General features: G+C 69.1%; 13 protein-coding genes and 1 pseudogene. 8 read left to right on the top strand and 6 right to left on the bottom strand.

What is annotated here, in order from left to right:
- Positions 1-61: 61 nt before the first annotated feature.
- Complete coding sequence (ogt, locus tag FL344_RS34205; protein WP_141621486.1) at positions 62-589, top strand: methylated-DNA--[protein]-cysteine S-methyltransferase; 528 nt, start codon at positions 62-64, stop codon at positions 587-589.
- Positions 590-649: 60 nt separating this feature from the next.
- Here the strand turns inward: ogt and FL344_RS34200 are convergent, their stop codons facing one another.
- Positions 650-3,595 (bottom strand): choice-of-anchor D domain-containing protein, encoded by a 2,946-nt coding sequence (locus tag FL344_RS34200; protein ID WP_141621485.1) that lies wholly within the window; start codon positions 3,593-3,595, stop codon positions 650-652.
- 453 nt (positions 3,596-4,048) lie between these two features.
- On the opposite strand from FL344_RS34200, the gene uvrA reads away from it, so the two are divergent.
- Positions 4,049-6,949, top strand: a complete 2,901-nt coding sequence (uvrA, locus tag FL344_RS34195) for an excinuclease ABC subunit UvrA (protein ID WP_141621484.1) — start codon at positions 4,049-4,051, stop codon at positions 6,947-6,949.
- A 354-nt stretch (positions 6,950-7,303) separates the two neighbouring features.
- On the top strand, positions 7,304-8,758 hold the full coding sequence (locus tag FL344_RS34190) for a POT family MFS transporter (protein WP_141589120.1): 1,455 nt from the start codon (positions 7,304-7,306) through the stop codon (positions 8,756-8,758).
- 157 nt (positions 8,759-8,915) lie between these two features.
- Here FL344_RS34190 and FL344_RS34185 read toward each other — a convergent pair whose 3' ends face one another.
- From FL344_RS34185 to FL344_RS34170, 4 genes are all read right to left on the bottom strand, one after another.
- Positions 8,916-10,304 carry a peptide MFS transporter gene (locus FL344_RS34185; protein WP_141589121.1) on the bottom strand — a complete coding sequence of 463 codons (1,389 nt, stop codon included), beginning with the start codon at positions 10,302-10,304 and terminating at the stop codon, positions 8,916-8,918.
- Positions 10,305-10,462: 158 nt separating this feature from the next.
- Positions 10,463-13,375 (bottom strand): ATP-binding protein, encoded by a 2,913-nt coding sequence (locus FL344_RS34180; RefSeq protein WP_141621483.1) that lies wholly within the window; start codon positions 13,373-13,375, stop codon positions 10,463-10,465.
- Positions 13,372-14,160, bottom strand: a complete 789-nt coding sequence (locus tag FL344_RS34175; protein ID WP_141621482.1) for a methyltransferase domain-containing protein — start codon at positions 14,158-14,160, stop codon at positions 13,372-13,374. Before FL344_RS34175 ends, FL344_RS34180 begins: the two co-directional genes overlap by 4 nt.
- Complete coding sequence (locus tag FL344_RS34170) at positions 14,157-16,571, bottom strand: hypothetical protein (protein ID WP_141621481.1); 2,415 nt, start codon at positions 16,569-16,571, stop codon at positions 14,157-14,159. Before FL344_RS34170 ends, FL344_RS34175 begins: the two co-directional genes overlap by 4 nt.
- Positions 16,572-16,925: 354 nt before the next feature.
- Here FL344_RS34170 and nadA point away from each other — a divergent pair, with 354 nt between their 5' ends.
- From nadA to FL344_RS34155, 3 genes are all read left to right on the top strand, one after another.
- Positions 16,926-17,858: a quinolinate synthase NadA gene (gene nadA, locus FL344_RS34165; protein ID WP_141589125.1), complete on the top strand. Its 933-nt coding sequence runs from the start codon at positions 16,926-16,928 to the stop codon at positions 17,856-17,858.
- Positions 17,859-17,936: 78 nt separating this feature from the next.
- Positions 17,937-18,536, top strand: coding sequence for a hypothetical protein (locus FL344_RS34160; RefSeq protein ID WP_141621480.1), 600 nt, complete (start codon positions 17,937-17,939; stop codon positions 18,534-18,536).
- Between the two features lie 138 nt (positions 18,537-18,674).
- On the top strand, positions 18,675-19,409 hold the full coding sequence (locus tag FL344_RS34155; RefSeq protein ID WP_090489225.1) for a class I SAM-dependent methyltransferase: 735 nt from the start codon (positions 18,675-18,677) through the stop codon (positions 19,407-19,409).
- On the opposite strand, the gene FL344_RS34150 is transcribed toward FL344_RS34155, so the two are convergent.
- Positions 19,402-19,770 carry a metallothionein gene (locus tag FL344_RS34150; RefSeq protein WP_141621479.1) on the bottom strand — a complete coding sequence of 123 codons (369 nt, stop codon included), beginning with the start codon at positions 19,768-19,770 and terminating at the stop codon, positions 19,402-19,404. The two genes, FL344_RS34155 and FL344_RS34150, sit on opposite strands and share 8 nt — an antisense overlap.
- A gap of 174 nt (positions 19,771-19,944) precedes the next feature.
- On the opposite strand from FL344_RS34150, the gene FL344_RS34145 reads away from it, so the two are divergent.
- Entirely contained in the window at positions 19,945-21,513 is a 1,569-nt protein-coding gene (locus tag FL344_RS34145) for a hypothetical protein (protein ID WP_194863360.1), read from the top strand.
- Between the two features lie 92 nt (positions 21,514-21,605).
- Positions 21,606-21,927 (top strand): annotated as a pseudogene (locus FL344_RS34140) (hypothetical protein); the annotation flags it as partial.

Below are 21,927 nucleotides of genomic sequence, written 5' to 3'. Positions count from 1 at the left end.
CACCTTCCCCGTTCCCCTTCGCGACAGAGAGATGACGATGCCCCCGCCGCTGCGTTTGCTCATGGACCGCGCCCCCACGCCCATCGGCTTGATGCTGGTCGTCTGTGACGAAGCGGGCTGCCTTCGCGCGCTCGACTGGGAGGAGTACGAGCCTCGGATGCTCCGGCTGCTGCGGCTTCACTACGGCGAGAATGGCTATGTGCTCGTTCCCGCGAGCGACCCGTTCGGCAGGACGACGGCGATGCAGACCTATCTGCGCGGAGACGTCAGCGTCATCGAATCGCTGCCCGTGGCCACCGCGGGCACGCCCTTCCAGCGAGAAGTCTGGCGCGCGCTGCGTGACATCCCCGCGGGCTCCACGACCAGCTACGGCCAACTGGCCCAGCGAATCGGACGGCCCAAGGCGGTGCGCGCCGTGGGCATGGCCAACGGCGCCAACCCGATCGGCGTGGTGGTCCCCTGCCACCGGGTGGTGGGGGCCAACGCGTCGCTGACGGGCTACGGCGGGGGCTTGGAGCGCAAGCAATGGCTGCTCGACCACGAGCGCCGCCATGCATCGCGCGGGACGACGCAGCCATCAACGCGCTGATGCCGTCGGACGCCTCGTCCTGAAGACAAGACGCCCGGCGGCATCACGCTCGGCGCGGGCTCAGCCGCAGCCCAGCGGGTACGTCACCTCCACCAACGAGCCCGCCTCGGGGGCCGAGGCACGGTCGAAGAGGATGGCATTCTCGCGGGCGTCGTACTCCCAGCCGGACGTCACGCGGACGCCGTCCACATCGACGACGATGCTGCCCGGATCTTCCGGCGTCTCCGACAGGGGGAACTTGCGGTTCGCGCCGAAGGTGCTGTCGGACAGCTTCTCCAACGAGCTGGCCCAGTTCGGCGTGCAGATGCTTTCCACCACGCCGCCCGTGGCCTCCGCCAGTTGGATGTAGCGGCTGCCCGAGCTGCTGGACGTGGGGCACCGGGCCAGGTCCGCTGGCCCGACGATGGCATTGACGCTCAGCTTCGAGCGGTCATTGCCCTTCAGCGCCAGGAGGTACGTCTCGTAGAAGGACACCGGCTGCGCGCTGAAGTCTTCCTCGTCCGACACGAAGATGATGGCCAGGCGGGCATCCTCGCGCAGGAAGCCCGCGTTGCCGTCGTTGGGCTGCGCGGTGCGCGGGTCATCCTCGTTGTAGAGCAGCGGGTCCGCCAACGCGCGGTAGGCGGCCTCCAGTCCCTGCTCGTTCCAATGGCAGACACCCACGCGGGTGTTGCTGGCGAAGACGCCCGCGGCATCCGGCGTCGCCGGGGTGATGATGCGCGGCCGGGAGCCGTCCACGGGGAACAGGCGGCCATTGTCTCCGCCCTGCGAGCCGCCCGGGCACTCGGACCAGCCGCCCGGCGACGGGTCCAGGCCCGTGGTGGTGACGCCGATGCGGTAGTCCACCGCGGCGCCGTCCGCCGCGCTCAGGAAGGCCGCGAAGTTCTGCCCCAGGCTCTGCTGCTCCTCCATCATCGACCCCGAGTTGTCGACCACGAAGAGCACGTCCACCTTCGCCTGTGACTCCTGGAAGAAGCGGTCCGTCTGCTCCGCCTTCGTCACGCCCTGCCCCACCATGCCCACCGTATAGATGGAGCCGTCCGCCAGGGTGAAACGCAACGCCGCGGTGTCAGCGCCGTCATCCACCGGGGCGTACGTCGCCGTCAGCGGGCGCGTGCTCTGGCTCGCCAGCGTCCACGGGGCGTTGCCGCCACCATCCAGGGTGAACTCGCCCGCGCCCGCGTCGAACGCCACCTGGCTCACCTGGATGGGCCCGACGCACGAGTTCACGGCCACCAACTCCCGAGTGCGCGGGCCGCACGCCAGCTTGGTGAGGCCGAAGTCCACCGTGGTGGGCTGCACCGCGAAGCACCCCACGACGCCCTCGCCCCGCAGCTCCACCAGCGGGTGTCCCTGCGTGGGGCTGTTCACCCAGGCCTCGGCCAGCCCCGAGAAGCCTCCTTCTTCGGACGGCTTGAAGCGGACCAGCAGCGTCGCCTTCGCGCCCGGCTCCAGCACGCCGTTGCGCACGGGAGACGCGGAGAACACCCCGTCCGAACCCTGGGCGAGCTGCATCGACGCCAGGTAGCACGCCTCCGTGCCCGAGTTCCGCAGCGTCACCCCCAGCGCCACCTCCGCGCCCACCGGCACCTTGCCGAAGTCCAGTTGCTGGGGCAGCACGTACTGGCACGGCGCGAACACCCGGCTTCGCCCCTCCAGCGCCACCGCCTCCGTGGCCGCGGAGCCGCTGTCACGCACCGTGACGGAGAGCTGTCCCTGGCTGGCGCCCGTGTTCCCCGCCTTGGGCCGGAAGGTGACGCTCACCCGGGCATTCTGCCCCGCGGGCACCATCACGCTGGCAGGCGCCTGGGCCAGGATGAAGTAGCCGCCCTGGTGCGTGTCGAGCTGGAGGTCGGTGACGCTCACGTCCTCACGGCAACGGTTGTAGACGGTGACGTCGCGCGTCGCCGTCATGCCCTCCGCCACCGTGCCAAAAGCCAGCCGCCGAGGCAGCACCGTCACGCACGAGCCGCCACCTTCACCCGCCAGCGACACCTTGGGGCCCGGCGCGCTGGAGCCCTGCTCGCGCACGCCAATCTCCACCCGCCCGTCACGCACCTTGCCCACCGCCGTTGGCGTGAAGGCCACGCGCAGCTCCACCGCCGCGCCCGGCGCCAACTGCCCGTTGGCCACCACCGGCTCACTGGCGATGTGGAAGACACCCTCCGAGCTGTCCACCAACTGCGAGCCCGAGAAGCTCAGCGGCTGCGTGCCCTGGTTGCGCACGGTGATGACCTGCTCCGCCGTGGCCCCCAGCGCCACGCGCCCGAAGTCCACGCGCAGCGGCGTCACCTCCAGCTTGGACGCCACGCCCGTGCCCGTCAGCGGCACCACCGCCGGCGCACACCCGTCACACACCACCACGTGCAGCGCCGCCTCAGCCGCGCCCAGCCGGCGCGGGGCGTAGGCCACAGGCACCACCAACGCCTCGCCCGGAGCCAGCGAGGAGGGCAGGCCCTGCCCGGCGGTGAACTGGTCGGCGTCCGTGCCCTGCACCGACAGCGTCAGCGGACTGTCCACGTCCGATGGGTTGCGCACCGTCACCTCGCGCATCTCCACCAGGCCCATGGCCACGTTGCCGAAATCGAGCGCCTCCGAGGGCACCTCGATGAAAGCCTTCACGCCGCGCCCGGACACCGGCACGCGCCCACCGACCTCCGCGTCCGTGATGATTTCCACCACGCCCTGAATCTCGCCCTCCACCTGCGGCAGGAAGTGGATTTCGATGTCCTGTTCGCCACCCGCGGACAGGATGAAGGGCTCGAAGGGGGGAATGTTGACGTTGGGCACGCTGGAGACGGCGCCTTCCACACGATAGGAAGCCCGGCCCGCATTGGCGATTCGCAGCTTGAACGTCTTGGTATGCCCCAGCGCCGCGGGACCGAAGTCCACAGTCTCAGGCCGGACGACGAAGGCGCTCTTTGCCCTCTGAGAGGCGGGCCGTTCACACGCCCCTCCCGCCACCATCACCGCTACCAATGCCACCAGCCCAAACGCCCTGCGCATAACGTCCTCCCCGCCCCACCGGGAGACGCCAGGAACACACCCTGGTTCACCTCACGGCTCAGCGGGGGGCCCTTTGCAACCCCGGTGCCCGGTCCGCCCACAGAGAGGCGAGGGGCGCTCCCACGCGGCACCCCTCTGGCCTCGCAGGGAAACGCCAGAGCCCACCCGGGAAATGCGGGTGTCCTTTCGCAGGACACTCCTGAAATTCCTTCAGGAACTCCAGGTGCCACACAGACGAATCCTCCGTCCGGGCGGGGCAGGCAGCCAGGCGTCGCGGCTTCGCCCACTCTGAGTGGACCCGGAGGGGCCCGAGGATTTCAGGGACGCCTCCCCGCCTGAGGGGTCGCCAGATGTGGGATGCGGAGCGCAACCCAGGACGTTCCCCTGCATCCAGTGCGGTTCCGGCATGTTTCCCCCTACCGGAACACTTATTCAGTGGTAGATCGCCCGCCCATGTCCGAGCCCGACGTCATTTCCCTCAGAGGCGCCAAGGAGCACAACCTCAAGAACGTCTCCTTGGACATTCCCAAGAAAAAGCTCGTCGTCTTCACCGGCGTGTCTGGTTCGGGCAAGAGCTCGCTCGCCTTCGACACCCTCTACGCGGAAGGCCAGCGCCGCTACGTGGAAAGCCTCTCCGCCTATGCCCGGCAGTTCCTGGGGCAGATGGAGAAGCCGAAGTACGACACCATTCGCGGCCTGTCGCCCACCATCTCCATCGAGCAGAAGGCGGCCAGCAACAACCCCCGCTCCACGGTGGGCACCGTCACGGAAGTGCACGACTACCTGCGGGTGCTTTATGCCTCCATCGGAGTGCAGCATTGCCCCAACTGTGGCGTGAAGGTGGGCAAGCAGAGCGCGCAGCAGATTGTCGATGAAATCCTCAAGGCTCCCGCGGGCACCAAGCTCCAGGTGCTGGCGCCGCTGGTGACGAACCGCAAGGGCGAGCACAAGGACCTGCTCGCCGAGGCCCAGAAGCGCGGCTTCTCCCGTGCCCGCATCGACGGCGCGCTCAAGAGCCTGGAGGAGCGCATCGAGCTGGACAAGAAGTCCAAGCACGACATCGCGCTCGTCATCGACCGCGTGGTGCTCAAGCCGGACGTGAAGACGCGCCTCACCGACTCCGTGGAGACGGCGCTGCGCGAGGGCAAGGGCACGCTCATCATCACCGACGAGAAAGGCACGCTCGCCTCCGACCGGGTGATGTCCGAGCTCAATGCCTGCGCCAGGTGCGGCCTGTCCTTCGGGGATTTGACGCCCGCGTCCTTCTCCTTCAACAACCCCCTGGGCATGTGCACGGACTGCAACGGTCTGGGCACCAAGCCGGAGATGGACCCGGACCTCATCGTCCCGGACACGTCACGCAGCATCCGCGATGGCGCCATCGAACCGTGGGCCGGCAGCATGAACCGCGGCGAGGGCTGGACTGCCGACTTCGTGGAGAGCCTGGCCAAGGCCTTCAAGATCGATTTGGACGTGCCCTACGCGAAGCTGAGCAAGCGCGAGAAGGACACGCTGATGTACGGCGCCAGTGGCAAGTCCTTCACCGTCGCGTGGGGCGAGGGCGGCAAGTACAAGATGGAATGGGAGGGGCTGGTCGAGCGCATGATGCGCAACTTCAAGACGACCACCTCCGAGGCGCGCCGCACCGAGCTCCAGAAGTACTTCAGCGACAAGCCCTGCCCGTCCTGCAAGGGCGAGCGCCTGAAGCCGGAGAGCCGCGCGGTGAAGGTGCACGGGCGCAGCATCGTCGAGCTGAGCCGGCTGACCATCTCCGACTCGCTGGGCTTCCTGGGCGACATGGCCCTGTCCGCGCACGAGCGGAAGATCGCCACCGAGCTGCTGAAGGAGATTCGCAGCCGCCTGTCCTTCCTGGTGGACGTGGGCCTGGGCTACCTGATGCTGGACCGGACCGCGTCCACGCTGTCGGGCGGTGAGAGTCAGCGCATCCGGCTGGCGTCGCAGATGGGCAGTGAGCTGACGGGCGTCATCTACATCCTGGATGAGCCCTCCATCGGCCTGCACCAGCGCGACAACGGCAAGCTGCTGCTGACGCTCAAGCGCCTGCGGGATTTGGGCAACTCCGTCATCGTCGTGGAGCACGACGAGGAGACGATGGAGGAGGCGGACTGGCTGGTGGACTTCGGTCCGGGCGCGGGCGAGCTGGGCGGCCAGGTGGTGGCCCAGGGCACGCCGGAGCAGGTCATGGCGAACGAGGCCAGCTCCACCGGCGCGTACCTCTCCGGGCGGCAGGAAATCGAGATTCCACAGGAGCGCCGCAAGCCGGACCCGAAGCGCAAGCTGGTCATCCAGGGAGCGCAGGAGAACAACCTGAAGAACGTGGACGCGGAGATTCCGCTGGGCGTCTTCAGCGCGATTACCGGCGTGTCCGGCGCGGGCAAGTCCACGCTCATCAACGAGATTCTCTTCCCGGCCCTGGCGCGGCACCTCTACGAGAGCCGTGAATCCCCTGGCAAGCACAAGGCCGTGCTGGGCATGGAGCACCTGGACAAGGTCATCGACATCGACCAGCGCCCCATCGGCCGCACGCCGCGCAGCAACCCGGCCACGTACACCAAGCTCTTCGACAACATCCGCGAGGTGTTCGCGATGACGCCCGAGGCGCGCGCGTTCGGCTACGGGCCGGGCCGCTTCAGCTTCAACATCAAGGGCGGCCGCTGCGAGGCGTGTGAAGGCGACGGCGTGAAGCTGGTGGAGATGCACTTCCTGGCGGACGTCTACGTGCCCTGCGAGGTCTGCGCCGGCAAGCGCTTCAACGAGGCCACCCTGCGCGTGCGCTACAAGGGGAAGAACATCGCCGAGGTGCTCGACATGAGCGTGCGCGAGGCGATGGAGCACTTCGGCGCGCACCGCGACATCATGCGGGTGCTACAGACGCTCCATGACGTCGGCCTGGGCTACATCCGCCTGGGGCAGCCCTCCCCCACCCTGTCCGGCGGCGAGGCCCAGCGCATCAAGCTGGCCCGCGAGCTGGCGCGCGTGGCCACCGGCCGCACCCTCTACATCCTCGACGAGCCCACCACCGGCCTGCACTTCGAGGACATCCGCAAGCTGCTGTCCGTGCTCAACCGGCTGGTGGAGGCAGGCAACAGCGTGCTCGTCATCGAGCACAACCTGGACGTCATCAAGAGCGCGGATTGGATCATCGACCTGGGCCCCGAGGGCGGCGCGGGCGGCGGCAGGATTCTGGCCGCTGGCACGCCCGAGCAGGTCGCCGAGGTCGAAGGCAGCCACACCGGCCGCTACCTGGGCCACGTGCTGACCAAGGCTCGCCGGGCCCGCGTGGGCGTGCGTGTGGACGACCCGGTGCCAGTGAAGAAGGGCGCGCGGGGCTGACGACGCACCGCACAATGCCTCCTGGGAAAATGGAGCGGGGGGACGGGGGTGCCTTCATTCACCCCCATCCCCTCGCACCACCTTGGAGGAAAGACATCATGGGAAATGATAGGGATATTCCAATGCCTGTCAAACTCAGCCAGGCGACTTGAGTTGTATCAACAAACACACACGCCCATCGGAATGACGCAGGCAGTCGTGCGGGAGATTTCCGGCGTGGGTGCGGCCAGGAAAGCGCTGGGTGGCGCGGCAAGGCCCTTTCGTTCGGTGGAGTCCCGGCGGCCCGTTGGGTAGGGTGCGACTTCTCGGAATCTAGGAGCCCCCACCTTTCGTCACGAGGGAGCACCCCGTCGTATGGCCCAGGCACCCGCCGCGCAGAGCAACAAGTTCCCGCCGCAAATCCCCTTCATCATCGGTAACGAGGCGTGTGAGCGCTTCAGCTTCTACGGGATGCGGAACATCCTCACGGTGTTCCTCATCGACTACCTGCTGCGCACGCAGATACCGGACAACGCGCTGCGCGAGGCCGAAGCGAAGAGCCTGATGCACACGTTCATGGCGGGCGTGTACTTCTTCCCGCTCATCGGCGGCTACCTGGCGGACCGGTTCTTCGGGAAGTACCGCATCATCCTGGGGCTGAGCCTGGTCTACTGCCTGGGCCACGCGTGCCTCGCCGTCTTCGAGAACAACGTCACGGGGTTCTTCACGGGCCTGGCACTCATCGCCATTGGCAGTGGCGGCATCAAGCCCTGCGTGGCGGCCATGGTGGGGGACCAGTTCAACGAGTCCAACAGCCACCTGGTGAAGAAGGTCTTCGCCATCTTCTACTGGACCATCAACTTCGGCTCGTTCTTCGCGTCGTTGTTCATCCCCCTGCTGCTCAAGCACTTCGGGCCGTCGGTGGCCTTCGGCATCCCCGGGGTGCTGATGTTCATCGCGACGTTCATCTTCTGGGCGGGCCGTCACAAGTACGTCCGGGTGCCGGCCACGGGCGCCAACCCGCACAGCTTCTTCAAGGTGGTGGCCAGCGCGCTGCGCAACCGCGGCCAGGGCGGCGGCTGGCTGGACGGCGCGAAGCGGGAGCACCCCGAGGAGGCCGTGGACGGCGTGAAGGCGGTGTTCCGGGTGAGCGCGCTGCTGCTCCCCTTCGTGCCCTTCTTCTGGATGCTCTTCGACCAGAAGGCGTCCACGTGGGTGGTGCAGGCTCGGTCCATGGACCCGCAGGTGGGGCCGTTCACCTTCCAGGCCAGCCAGATGCAGTTCATCAACCCGCTGCTGGTGATGATTCTCATCCCCTTCCTGACGGCCGTCGTCTACCCGGCCTTCCAGCGCTTCGGCTGGGAGCTGACGCCGCTGCGGCGCATGCCCCTGGGACTGGTGGTGGGCGCGCTGTCCTTCATCATCGCCGGCATCTTCCAGGTCACCATGGAAGGCGGCACGACGCTGAACATCGCGTGGCAGATTCTGCCGTACATCGTGCTGACGCTGGGCGAAATCCTGATGTCCACCACGGGCCTGGAGTTCGCGTACACGCAGGCCCCGCGCGAGATGAAGGGCACCATCCAGAGCGTGTGGCTGGTGACGAACACGCTGGCCAACGCGGCGGTGGCCATCACCGCGAAGCTCAACGTCTTCACGGGCTCCGGGCAGTTCTTCTTCTACGCCGGCTTCGCCCTGGTGGCCGCAGTGGGAATGGCCCTGGTGGCCCGCCGCTACGTGGTGCGTGACTACTACCAGACGTCCGCGCCCATCCCCACCGAGGAGCGCTCCGCTGCCGGCGTGACGCCCGGCTCGGCGAAGTCCGCGTAGCCAGGTGGTCAGCCCGCGCAGTGAACGCCGGTGCACCCATGAGGTGTGCCGGCGTTTGTGTTTCAGGCGTGGCGCCAGCGGTCCGCGAACAGAAACGCCGGCGCCCCCATCGGGACGCCGGCGTCTGGACTTCAATCAGCGGGGAGTTCGCGACCGCTCAGGCCGCCGCCACCGAGCTGCCCTGCTGCTCGGGGGTGGGCGCGGCGGGCTTCACCTCGTCCGTGCCGTGCATCATCCGCTTGAGGATGGGCGACACGACGAGCAGCAGCACGCCAGCGATGCCCGTCCCCACGGTGATGAAGAGGAACACGCGGAACTCGCCCAGCCTCCCCGAGTACCCGCCGAAGACGCCGGCCAGCTTGTTGGCCGCGGCGTTCGCGAGGAACCACACGCCCATCATCGCGGAGACGATGCGCGCCGGCGCCACCTTGGTCACCATGGACAGGCCCACGGGCGACAGGCACAGCTCACCCATGGTGTGCAGCAGGTAGGCCATCACCACCCACCACGCCGCCGCCTTGCCCGTCGAGGCGCTCTCGCTGGAGGCGCCCAGCATGAAGAGGAAGCCGGCGGAGAGGAACAGCAGGCCCATGCTCATCTTCACCGGGATGCTCGGAGCCTTGCCGCGCGCGGACAGCCAACTCCACAGGCCGGCGAAAACCGGCGCCAGCGTGACGATGAAGATGGAGTTGAAGTTCTGGAACCAGGTCGTGGGCACTTCCCAGCCCAGGATGCTGCGGTCCACCTTCGCGTCCGTGTAGAGGTTCATCAAACCGCCGGCCTGCTCGAACCCCGTCCAGAAGGCGACGACGAAAAGCGCCATGATGAAGATGACGAGGATGCGGTCGATCTCTTCGCGGGTGAAACCCTTCTTCTCCGGGGTGCCCGGCGTCGCCTCGGCGGCGGCCACCATCTTCTCCGGCACCAGGCCCACCGTCCCCAGCAGCTTGCTCTGCAGCGACAGGAAGGCGACCAGGCCCAGGAACATGCCCACACCGGCGGCGCCGAAGCCCCAGTGCCAGCCCACGCGCTCGCCCAGCGTGCCGCAGATGAAGTTGCCGAGCACCGCGCCCAGGTTGATGCCCATGTAGAAGATGGTGAAGGCGCTGTCGCGGCGGCCATCACCGGGCGCGTACAGCCCGCCCACCATGGTGGAGATGTTCGGCTTGAAGAAGCCGTTGCCGATGATGAGGAATCCCAGGCCCGCGTAGAACATCGTCACGCTGGGGAGCGCCAGGACGAGGTGGCCTATCATCATCAACACGCCACCGAGCACCACCGCCCGGCGCTGCCCCATGTAGCGGTCCGCGATGAAGCCACCGGCGATGGGCGTCAGGTACACCAGGCCCGTATAGGTGCCGTAGAGACTGAGTGCATCCGCGTCGGACCAGCCAAAGCCTCCGTTGACCTTGCTCGTGAGGAAGAGCACGAGCAGGCCACGCATGCCGTAATAGGACATGCGCTCCCACATCTCAGTGAAGAACAGGAGGTAGAGCCCTCGCGGGTGCCCCTTGCGGGCGTCAACCGCGGCTACGGTGCCTTGCATGCAGGTCGTTTCCTTGAAAAAGGAGAGGTGCGACGAAAAAGGAGCGTGACTGTAGCAGACACGCGGGCCGTGCCCAGGAGGACACCTGGGCGGGTAGGGAATTCCCCTTCTCCGTCGCCCGGACGCCGTGGGCTCGGGCGGGGCCTTTGCGTCCTGCGTCAGCCCAGGCGGCCGACGCGCGGCTCGGACGCGAGGTCGGGCATGCCTCCCGTGACACGGGGCGCCACGGGGCGCAGCGGCAGGCGGACCTCCACCTGCGTGCCCTCCCCCGGAACGCTGCTCAGGTCGATGGTCCCGCCGTGCTGGATGATGATGCGGCGGCTGAGCGCCAATCCCAACCCCGTTCCCTCGCCCGCCGCGCGGGTGGAGAAGAAGGGCTGGAAGAGCCGCTCCATGTCCTCCGGGCGGATGCCCACCCCGTCATCCCCGATGGTGACGATGGCCTCCTCCGCCGTGCTGGCCGTGGAGATGCGCACGCGGCCCTTGTCGCCCACCGCGCGCAGGGCGTTGTCCAGGAGGTTGAGCCACACCTGGTTCAGGGCGCCTGGGTTGCCCCGGATGGGCTCGCTGCAGTGGTACGCGCGCTCCACCTTGACGCCCGACGGCACCTTCCACGCCAGCACGCTCAGGGTGGAGTCCAGCGACGAGTCCAGGGACAGCACCACCGGGGACTCGCTGGTGCGCGTGAAGGAGAGCAGGGACTCGGCCAGGTGGCGGATGCGCTGGCCACACTCCTCCACCACCTCCAGCATGGCCTTGCTCAGCTCCACGTCGGCGGAGCCACCCGTCAGCATGTCCTTGAGCGGCAGCAGCGCGTTCATCAACCCGTTGAGCGGATTGCGCACCTCATGCGCGAAGCCGGACGTGAGCAGGCCAATGGCCGCCAGCCGCTCGTTCTCCGCGGCGCGCACGGCCGCCTCGCGCAGGCGCAGCTGGGTTTCGATGCGCGCCAGCAGCTCGTTCGGGCTGAAGGGCTTGCCCAGGTAGTCATTGGCCCCGGTGCCCAGGCCCTCCACCTTGGCCGTCACCTCCTGGCGCGCGGTGAGGAGGATGACGGGGATGTCCACCGTCTGCGGGTCATTGCGCAGGGCGGTCAGCATCTGCAGGCCGGACATGACGGGCATCATCACGTCCGACAGGATGAGGTCCGGCCGCTCGCGCAGCGCGCGCTGGCGCCCGTCGTCGCCGTTGATGGCCTCCATCACCCGGTAGTGCTGGGCCAGCAGCCGGGCGAGGAAGCTCCGAATCTCCGGGTCATCCTCCACCACCATGATGCGGGGCGACTCGGGCCCCGGCCCCGCGTGGTCCCTGGCCGGAGGAGGCGACGCGCCCAGGACATCCGCCCCCGTCGGCTCCAGCGAGGGGAAGGCCCCGGAGATGCGGCGCTCGCGCCGCACGGGCATGACGGCCTGACGGCGCTCGCGCAAATCCTCGCGGATGTGCGCGGTCCCCTTGGGCAGCCGCACGTGGAAGACGGAGCCCTGCCCCAGCTCGCTCGTCACGGAGATGCCGCCCGCGTGCAGCTCCAGCGTCTCCTTCACCAGTGCCAGGCCGATGCCCGAGCCACCAAAGCGCCGGGTGCCGCTGTTATCCGCCTGGGAGAAGCGGTCGAAGATGACGGGGATGTCCTGCGGGGCGATGCCCTGGCCGGAGTCCTCCACCTCGACGTGCACCTCCGAGTCGTCCTCGCGCACGCGCACCGTCACCCCACCCTTCTGGGTGAACTTCAGCGCGTTGCCGAGCAGGTTCTGGAAGACGATGTCGATGCGCTCGTGGTCCACGTGGACGGGCGTCACCGTGGAGCCCTCCAGCCGCAGCGTCACGCCCTGCCGCTCCGCCATGGTGTGGAACGGCGGCACCACCGTGCTCAGGAAGCCGAACAGCTCCAGCGGCTGGTAGCGCAGCCGCGCCTTGCCCGACTCCAGCTGCGCCAGGTCCAGCAGGTTGTTGATGAGCCGCAGCAGGCGCTGCGCGCTGCGCTCCATGTTCGTCACCAGCGGAGGCAATTCGGGCGGCAGTGACTCCGCCTCCTTCGCCAGCGCCTCCAGCGTCAGCAGGATGAGCGTGAGCGGCGTGCGCAGCTCGTGGCTGACGTTGTCGAAGAACTCGCTCTTGAGGCGGTCCAGCTCCTGCTGCCGCGTGAGCGACGCCTCCAACTTCGTATTGGCCTCGGACAGCTCCTGCGTGCGCTCGGCCACGCGGTCCTCGAGCGCCTTGTTGGCGGCGAAGATTTCCTCGTTGCGCCGCTGCAGATCCTCCAGGGACGTCTGCAGGCCCTGGTGCTGCTCCGACAGCTTCTCGTCCTTGCGCAGCAGGGCCGCCCGCGTGTCCAGCCACGCCCCCGCCGCCACGCCCACCATGCCCAGGGAGCTGACCGCGAAGATGGGGGGCGCCAGGTTCAACGTGCCCGACACCAGGCCGGCCACCATGCCCGCCATGCCGCCCACGATGTAGCGCCACGCCAGGGGCGGCAGGCTCTGCCAGCGGATGTCGTACTCGCAGCAGTCCGCCCCATCCACCTGGCAGCGCAGCTCCTTCACCTCCGCCAGGGGCAGGTTCCAGATAGCGGGGAACGCGGACAGGTTGCCCTGGCGCGCGCGGCAGAAGTTGCGATCTCTTTCGCGGATGCGGCTGACGTAGCGCACCTTCACCCGCGAGTCGGTGAGCGTGTCGATGTGGAAGCCGCCCACCCGGTTGTACGTGTGGTCCAGCTCCAGCGCGCGCTCGTAGACGCTGCGCGGCGTGGCCAGCGCCTTCATCATGTAATAGAGGAAGCCCACCGCCTCCGGACTGGCGATGCTGCGCCCCGCCTTCGTCATGAAGTCCGGATCACCGGAGTCCTTGTCGAGCACGTCGAAGAGGCGCTCGGTGAACCCCACGGAGACGAAGTTGGTGAGCGTCTCCACGTACGCCAACGTCAGCGGCAACGCCTCGCGCTGCCACACTCGCACCAGTCGGTCCCGGCCGTAGGTCCGCTCGTAGTACAACATCACGCTGCGCAGCATCCGGACACTCAGCTCGGGTGTGTCGGGGGCTGACGGTGCGGAGGCCAGTTCCGCGGGGACGGTCAACGCTTCACTCCTTCGGTCGTCAACACCATCGCATATTTGAGGGTGTCGGCGTCGTCCAGGAGTGCGAGGAAGCGTTCACAGAAAGCGTCATAGGGGCCGGCGCCCCCGAAGAAGGGCTCGGCGAGCGGGCGCAGCGTCCGGAAGCGGATGACCCAGTCCTCGCGGAGCCGCGCGTCCACCGCGCCCGCCGCCACGTAGAACGGGGAGATGTGCACGCGCACATCCACCAACCCGGCCTTGCGGAACAGGTGGAACAGCTTGCGGCCCGCGTGCAGGTCGAAGCGCGCCGCGCGCAGGGCGGCGAGCAGCTTCTGGCTCTCCTCCTGGAGGTCCTCCGGAAAGGGCCAGTTCCACAGCCCCACCCCGTCGATGTCCGCCACCACCACGCGCCCACCGGGGCGGACCACGCGCACCAGCTCCGCCAGCGCGGGGCCCGGCTCTCCCAGGTACTCGAAGACGTACTGGCACCAGACGTAGTCGAAGTGGTCGGCGGGCAGATGTGTATCCGGCAGCGCGCCCTGACGCAGCTCCACGTTGGGCCTGCCCGCCAGCAGTCCCCGGGCCGCCGCCAGGTGTGCGGCCTGCGGCTCGATGCCCACCACGCGGCCGTGCGGCCCCACCACGTCCAGCATCTCCGAGGTGATGACGCCGGGACCGCAGCCCACATCCAGTGCGGCGTCCCCGGGCCTCAGGCCGGTGAGCCTCAGCCGATCCGCGTAGGAGGTGGCGCTCGCCTGCGCTTGCAGGCGATGCACCTCCTGGGCCGACTCCATCAGGTAGGTCATGCCGCGATGTCCTTGTCATCCACCCGGCTCCCCCCCCGGCCATGGACCGCCAGCCGCTCGAAGACGGCGAGCAGGTAGGCATTCCAGTCACGCACGAGCCGGCGGTGGGCCGTGAACTCCATCACCTTGCCCAGGTTGTGGAAACCCAGTGCCTCCAGGGCGGGCAGGTCCGCGTCCGAGGCCAGGCACTCCGCGGTGGAGCGCCCGCGCCGGGCCGAGTTCGCCACCGCGTGTGTCACCAGCGCCTGGCGCACGGCATCCGCTTCCCGGGCATCCGGCTCCACCATGACGAGCGAGAAGGCGTTGTACCACTCCGCCCAGAAGAGACCGGGCGACGAATCCTCCATGAGGACGAACCCCTGGGGCCCGTCCTTGCCCTCGACCATGGCGATGCTGCGCGAACGCCGCAGCCGCGCGTCCGAGTAGCGCCCGCCCAGTGTCCCCATGGTCATCTCGCCCTCCACCAGGTCCGAGCTGCGCAGCCGCACCACGTCCTGCGTCTCCCGCAGGTGCTGCTCCAGCCAGCGCAGGTCGGCCGTCTCCGCGGGGCGCACGCGCAAATCGCTCCGAGGCGGCGGCAACGCGGCGTCCACGGGGAGCCGGCACGGCGTGAAGGCATGCAGGCAGCTCAGGCCCGGGCGCTCCAACCGGCTGGCGATGGCGCCGTAGATTCGCGACGTCCACCGGTTGCGGCAGCGCCACAGCGCGCGCAGGTACTCCACGTCGTCCAGGCTCTCCGCATAGTCAGCCGCGAGCGCCACCAGTTCCTGGGAGATGGATTCGTGCCGGTGGTAGCCCGGCCGCACCACTAGGTGCTGCGACAGCCAGGTGCGCGAGTAGATGCGCAGCCCGGAGATGTGGCCGTAGAGCCGGCCCTCGCGCTGATAGACGATGGCCTTGGACAGGCCGTGGATGCCGTTGCCCAGCCGCTGGTGCGCGTCCACCAGCGGCTCGGGCGTCGCCGTCTCGTGGAAGGGGTAGTCGGGAAAGCGGACGTCCGCGGAGCGGAACAGGTCCCACACGTCGGAGAAGGGGAGTTCGGACGCATCACGCGCATCGGGACACCGCGCCTTGATGAAGGCGTCCAGGATGGCGGCGCGGGCCTCCGGCGCCAGCTCCAGGATGCGCAGGCCGCAGCGGCGCGGGCGGCTCATGCTGGCGCCCTCCTCCGTCACCGTGAGCTGCCCGGTGTCCTGCACCTGGGCGCGGCAGCGCGAGCGCGTGCCGTCTGGCAGCTGCAGCATCACGTCGTCCAGCACCAGCCCCGGCGGAAAGGCCTCCCGGCCCGCGTCGAAGGGAAAGGCAAAGCCCCCGGTGTGCAGATCCAACAGCGGGCGGACGATGGCCTCCCCCGTCAGCGGCGAATTGAAGGACACCGCGAAGGGCCGCTCTGCGGAGGAGCGGAAGCGCAAGCTGTTGCGGCGGTGGTGCAGGCTCAGCGTGCGCGGCAGGGCCACCTCCACCTGGTTCGGCTCCGAGTTCAGCACCGCCGTGGTGCCCACATGGCACACGCCGCCGAAGTCCAGGCACAGCCGCACCACGTCGCCTGGATGGAAGAGCGTGCCCGGCTGCGACTGCTCGCACAGCACCAGGCGAGACTCCTCTGGCAGCACCTCCGCGCGGGAGAAGTCCACCAACCGGTTGCCTTCGTGCGTGCGCAGCCCGAAGCCCACCCCCGCGCGCACGGCGCGGCGCAGCAGGCCGCGGATGCGCACCGAGTCGTTGAGCAGCGGCGCGGCGGAAGAGCGCGCGTGCTCCACGGGGCGCTCCAGCGACACGCCCAGGTGGAAGCCCTGGCCTTCGTGCGCGCGCAGCGGGCGCACCATGCGCACCGTGGCATGGCCGGCGCGCAGTACCAACGTGTCGCCGCGCAGCACCTGGAGCCCTTCCAGCTCCGTGCCCGGCGTGAGCCGCTCGATGCGCACGCTGGACTCCAGGCGCAGGCCCAGTCCTCCCGTCGCCACGTCGAGAAGCCGCGCGCGGAACGTCGTGCCATCCGCCGTGAAGCAGGCCTCCAGGACGCCGTGCGGCTCGCGGCGCTCGGACTCGCGCAGCTCCAGCAATTCCTGGACGGCGCGGCGCAGCGCCGGGCTGGGGTCATCCTCCAGCGTGAAGAACATGTGCCCCGCGGCGGCCACGTCCACCAGGCTGTGGTGGGCCTGCGCATTGTCCCTGGGGCAGAGCACCGCGCGGATGGAGCGCGGGGTGTAGCGCTCCAGATCCTTCAACAACCGGGGAAAAATGTCCGGATGCGTCAACACCAGCGCGGGAGCGGTTTTCGTGAGGAATTCGACCGCCTCCTGCCGGTTGGAGGCCTCGAGCACTTCGTAGCCATCCAGCAAGGCGCGGAGCCGTCCACGACGCTCCGCCTCCGGATGCACGACCAGCACTGCGCGCGTCGTCACGGTCATATGTCCTCCTCCACCGGGTCAGAGCCGCCTGCCCCGGATGAACCACTTCACGGGTCGGAATGTGACCGCCAGCCTCCACCGCCCCGCCGGAGCTTCCGACGGCGACCCCTCACATTCCCCCCCGTGGTTCGAAGTTCCCAGATGCAATGGCCGAACCGCATGCGCGGCGTCCGGCCCGGCTCGCCATCTTACCGGACCTCATGGGGAAGGGAGTGCCCCAGCATGAGGACAGGGCGGATGTTGGAAAAGGGCCGCCCGCCTGATTCGCGGCCACCCGGGCATCAGCGAAGTGGGGCAAACCGCACCCTGGCCGGCACTTCAAGTCCCGGTTAAAGGTGGGACTCGGGAGGTGCCATGCGCGCCGAAGTCGACTACGCGAAGGAAATCCAGGAGTTCAAGCGTTCCATGAACGCAGTCATCCTGGCGCACTATTACCAGGAGAGCGAAGTTCAGGACCTCGCGGACTTCGTGGGAGACAGCCTCGCGCTGGCGCAAGCCGCGGCGAACACGAAGGCAGACGTCATCGTCTTCTGCGGCGTCCATTTCATGGCGGAGACGGCGAAGATTCTCAATCCGTCCCGGCAGGTGCTGCTGCCGGACCTCAAGGCCGGCTGTTCGCTGTCGGACCGGTGCCCGCCGGGAGCCTTCAAGGCGTTCAAGGACAAACACCCGAACGCCTTCGTGGTGAGCTACGTCAACAGCTCCGCCGCGGTGAAGGCCATGAGTGACGTCATCTGCACGTCGTCCAACGCGGTGAAAATCGTGAACCAGGTGCCGAAGGACCGGCAGATTCTCTTCGCGCCGGACCAGCACCTGGGCCGCTACGTGATGAAACAGACGGGCCGCGACATGGTGCTGTGGCCGGGCAGCTGCATCGTCCACGAAATCTTCAGCGAGAAGAAACTGGTACAGCTGAAGGTGGAGCACCCGGAAGCGGAAGTGGTGGCCCACCCCGAGTGTGAACAGGCGGTGCTGCGCCACGCGGACTTCATCGGCTCCACCAAGGCGATTCTGGATTACGCGGTGCGTAGTCCGAAGCAGCAGTTCATCGTGGTGACGGAGGCGGGCATCATCCACCAGATGAAGCGGGCCGCGCCGAACAAGACGTTCATTCCCGCGCCGCCGGACAACGGCTGCGCGTGCAATGAGTGCCCGTACATGCGGCTGAACACGCTGGAGAAACTCTGGCGGTGCATGAAGGAGCGCACGCCCGAGCTGACCATGCCCGAAGACCTGCGCGAGGGTGCTCGCGCGCCGCTGCAACGCATGCTGGACTGGTCTCAGTAGTCTGCGGATGAACGGCAGCAGCGGACATTTGCCAACTCGCGTCTTGCACCCCGCGAAGCACAATGCGATGGAGCCACCGTGGCCTTCCGATTCCTCGCAGTCCCCGCGCACCGACTGGTGAACTTCCCCCAGACGTTGCCGGACGATGAGCGCCTCGAGCCGGAGCTGCCTCCGGTCCATGAGGCGGTGGAGCGCGCGCTCACCGGCGCTGAATTCCGAGACATGCGAGCCAAGGACAGGCTGCGCACCCTGCTACAGGGGGACCGCCCTCCGTCGCTGGGCGCGCCCGAGACGGGCTTCGGCCCGTCCGCCATCTTCGCGCATCCTCCCCAGGACCTCCCGGCGCTGCTGCGGCTGGCGGACGAGTTGGAGAACCTGGCGCGTCGCGAGGCGGGTGAGCGCGCCCTGGTGTGGAAGTGCGGAGATTGCGGCGCCCGGTACGCGGTGCCGGTGGCCCTGGTGCGCCAGGTGTCCATCCGCTGCGAGCGCTGCGGCACGCCGGTGGAGCTGGCGGCCACGCGCAGCCTGGGTGAGGAGTCCCTCATCGACCCGTTCCTGGGCGCGGTGAATCACAGCCGCAAGGAGCTGGCCGCCTTCTTCCGCGAGGCCATGGCCCGCGGCTGGCCGGTGCTGGTGGCCGAGGACAAGCGCGTGCCACGCCCGCCGCCCTCGGCCTGACGGCGGCCGGCGGAAAACGGGTTCTCGCGCCGCACGGGGGACGGTAGCCTTGCCGGCCCCATGCGGCGCGCGCTCGTTCCTCTCCTGCGATGTCCCCGGTGCCGGCGTGGCGCCCTCCAGCCGGAGGTAGACGCCCCGGTGCTCTTCTTCGGCCCGCTGCGCTGCCAGGCGTGCGGCGCCAGCCACCCGGTGGCCGAGGGCGTCGCCGACCTGGTGGTGGACCCCGCCGCGTCCGGCCCGCTGCAACGTGGCATGGAGCAGCGCTGGGTGGCGCGCTCCTATGAGCGCTACATGCGCCCCGTGCTCCAGCGCGCCCTCACCCGCCAGCCGCTGGATGGCGACAGCGAGTTCGTCCTCTACCGCAGCCTCCTGGGCAAACCCGAAGGCACCGTGTTGGACGTGGGCTGCGGCACGGGGCTGCTCGCGCGGCGGCTGGCCCATGAGCCCGACGCGCCGCCCGTGGCCGCGCTCGACGTGTCCCGCGCCATGCTGGAAGAGGGTGTGGCCCAGGTGCGCGAGGCAGGCGTCGCCGTGGACTTCCTGCGCGCCGAAGCCCCCTACCTCCCCTTCCACGACGGTGTGCTGGGCGCGGTGTTGATGAGTGACGCGCTGCCCTTCGTCGCGGACCTGCCCCGGATGATGATGGAGGTCCACCGCGTGCTGCGGCCCGGAGGCCGCTGGGTGGCCAGTACCTACGCTTCGCCGGGAGCGCCTCGGGCGCTGCTCCACCGCGGCGTGGGCCTGCATCCACGCGGGGAGGCCGAATTGCGCCGGGAGGCCGCGGCGGCGGGCTTCGTGCGCTTCGAGCGCGTGTCCCTGCCGTCGCTGCTGGTGGTGAAGGCGGAGAAAGGCTCCGCCCAGACGCCTAGATGAAGATGCCCGCGGACGCGTCGTAGCGCGCCTCGTCAAGCTGCAGGTTCGCGGGCTGGCCGCGCAGCGCGTCCATCACCTGGCGCTTGGGCTTCTTGCACTTGCTGCAGTCGCACGAGCCCTTCTTGCACGTGCAGTCCGCCTTGCTGCCGCACTGGCACTTGGCGGCCATGAGCGAGTCCAGCACATCCAACGGGCGCTCCACGCCACTGGTGGAGGGCTCGACAGCCTTCGGCGTGGCCTCCGCGGCCTTCGCTTCCGGGGCCGGACGCCGGTGGGCCTCGCAGGCCTCCGCCGCGCCCGGTGCCAGGAGCAGGCCGCTCGCCATCAGCCCTCCGGCCACCCACATTCCGATGCGCGTCATGTTGCTCTCCTCGGGGCACTCCAGGCGCCCCTGCTCAAACGGCGCCTATACCGCAGCCCTCCCCGACTGCCAAGGCCGACAGCCATACCTTTGTCTACCTGGAAAACAGGCGCTGGCCGGGTTGCAAGGACGGCTCGCCGTGCAGGGAGGCGCCGCGTACAGTCCGCGACGTCCGTGACGCCCCGACACTCCCGCCTCGTCCATGCCGCCGCGCTCGTCCTGGGGGTGCTCCCCCTGTGGGTGTCGCGCCACCTGCCCCTGGTGGACCTGCCCCAGCACCTGTACCTCATCTCCGTCCTGCACCGGCTGGATGACCCCACCACGCTGTACCCGCAGCTGTTCGCCGCGCGTCACGCGCTGACGCCGTACCTGGGCTACTACTACCTGGTCAGCGGTCTCAACTGGCTGCTGCCGCTGGAGATGGCCAACCGCGTCTTCCTCTCCGCCTACGTGGTGGGACTGCCGCTCAGCCTCGGATTCCTGCTGCGCAGCCTGGGCCGGCCCACCTGGCCTGCCCTGCTGGCGCTGCCCTTCGCCTACGGCGACAGCTTCAACTGGGGCTTCATCAACTACTGCGCCGCGCTGCCGCTGACGCTGCTGTGCTGCGGCCTCTTCGTGCGGACGCTGGAGGACACGCCCCGCCGCCGGACGTGGGGCATCGGGTTGGCGGTGTGCCTGGTGGCGGTGCTCCTCTTCCACGTGCAGGCCTTCGGGTTCCTCGCCTTCGGACTGCCCTTGCTGCTGCTCACCACGCCGGTGCCCGAGGACGCACAGGCCCGGGGGCTCGCCGCGCGGCTGCGGCCTCGCGTGCCCGCGCTGCTGGGGGTGGTGCCCGGCGTCGCGCTGTTCCTCGGCTGGGTGGTGCTTCGCTTCGGCGAGCCCGCGGACATCCAGCCCGGAGTGCCATGGAAGGCGTGGGGGCCCACGTTCTCTCCACAGAACCTGGCGTGGAAGGGCTTCGAGCAGAACCGCGCCGAGCTCTTCCAGGTGCTCGCCAACACCTTCCGGGATGGCTCGGACCGGTGGGCCCTGTACGCCGTGGGCGCGGTGGCGGTGGCGGGCTGGGTCGCGGGGCTGCTGCGGCCGGAGCGCTCCGCCACCCAGGGCCTGGTGGCGCGCTCGCGGCTGATGGGGCTGGGCCTGCTGGCCCTGGCGCTCTACTTTCTGCTGCCCTTCGACATCCGCGGCTACGTCTACTACCTCAACACGCGCTACGCGCACCTGGCCGCCGCGCTCCTGGTGGCCACCGTCCCGGCGGCCATCCCCGCGTGGCGGAGGCCCCTGCGCGTCGCCGCCCTGGCGTGCGCAGTGGTGCTGGCTTTCGTCATGGCGCGCGGCTACCGCGCCTTCTCCCGGGAGGCGCAGGCCGAATGGGGGCCGCTGGTGGCCGCCACCGCCCCGCGCCCCCGTGTCATGGGGTTGATGTTCGACCCCGGCTCCCGGGTGGTGCGACAGCCCGTCTTCATCCACAGCGCGGCGGTGCTGGCCCGGGCGCGCGGTGGCGTGCCCAACTTCACCTTCGCGTCCACGCCGCACTCCCCGCTGCGCTACACCGGCGAGGAGCCCCCCACCTTCCCCTCCGAGTGGCGGCCGCAGCAGATGGACTACGAGCGGCAGGGCGTCTGGTACGACCACTTCCTCGTCCGCGGCGCGTCGCCGTCGCGAGTGTTCGGTCCGCGGCTCCAATCCGAAGTGGCCGTGGTGGCGGAGCCGGGCAAGAGCGCGCTGGTGCGCCGGCGCTGAGTCCTCCGCCGCTCGCGGCACTGTGACCTGGTGGGCGCAATCCCCGCGCGGGGCATGCCCCGGGGCGGGCGCCGTGCAGTAGAAGGTCCGGTATGAGTTCCTCCTCTTCGGACCCTCGCTCCCTGCTGGACGCCTTGCGCTCCGGCGCGCCGCTGCCCGCCTTTCCCGCCGAAGCGGTGGAGTCCGCCCGCGCTCTGGCGCGCGACGTGTCCCAGGCCGCCCTCGCCCGCGTGGAGGCCCTTCCGGAGCCCCTGGCCCTGGCCGTGCTCGAGGCCGCCGTGTCGGACGGGCACACCGTCCTGCCGGAGGCCCTGGCGTCCTCGTCGGTGAAGCCCCTGGCCAAGGCCGCGAAGAAGGCGCTGTACCAGCTTCGCTCGCGGGGCGTCGCCGTGGCCGGGCCCGCGCGTGCCGCCC

This window comes from Myxococcus sp. AB036A, from assembly GCF_006547355.1.
Classification (GTDB): domain Bacteria; phylum Myxococcota; class Myxococcia; order Myxococcales; family Myxococcaceae; genus Myxococcus; species Myxococcus virescens.
The sequence above is the reverse complement of the archived record's forward strand: the minus strand, read 5'-3'. Positions and strand labels throughout refer to the sequence as shown.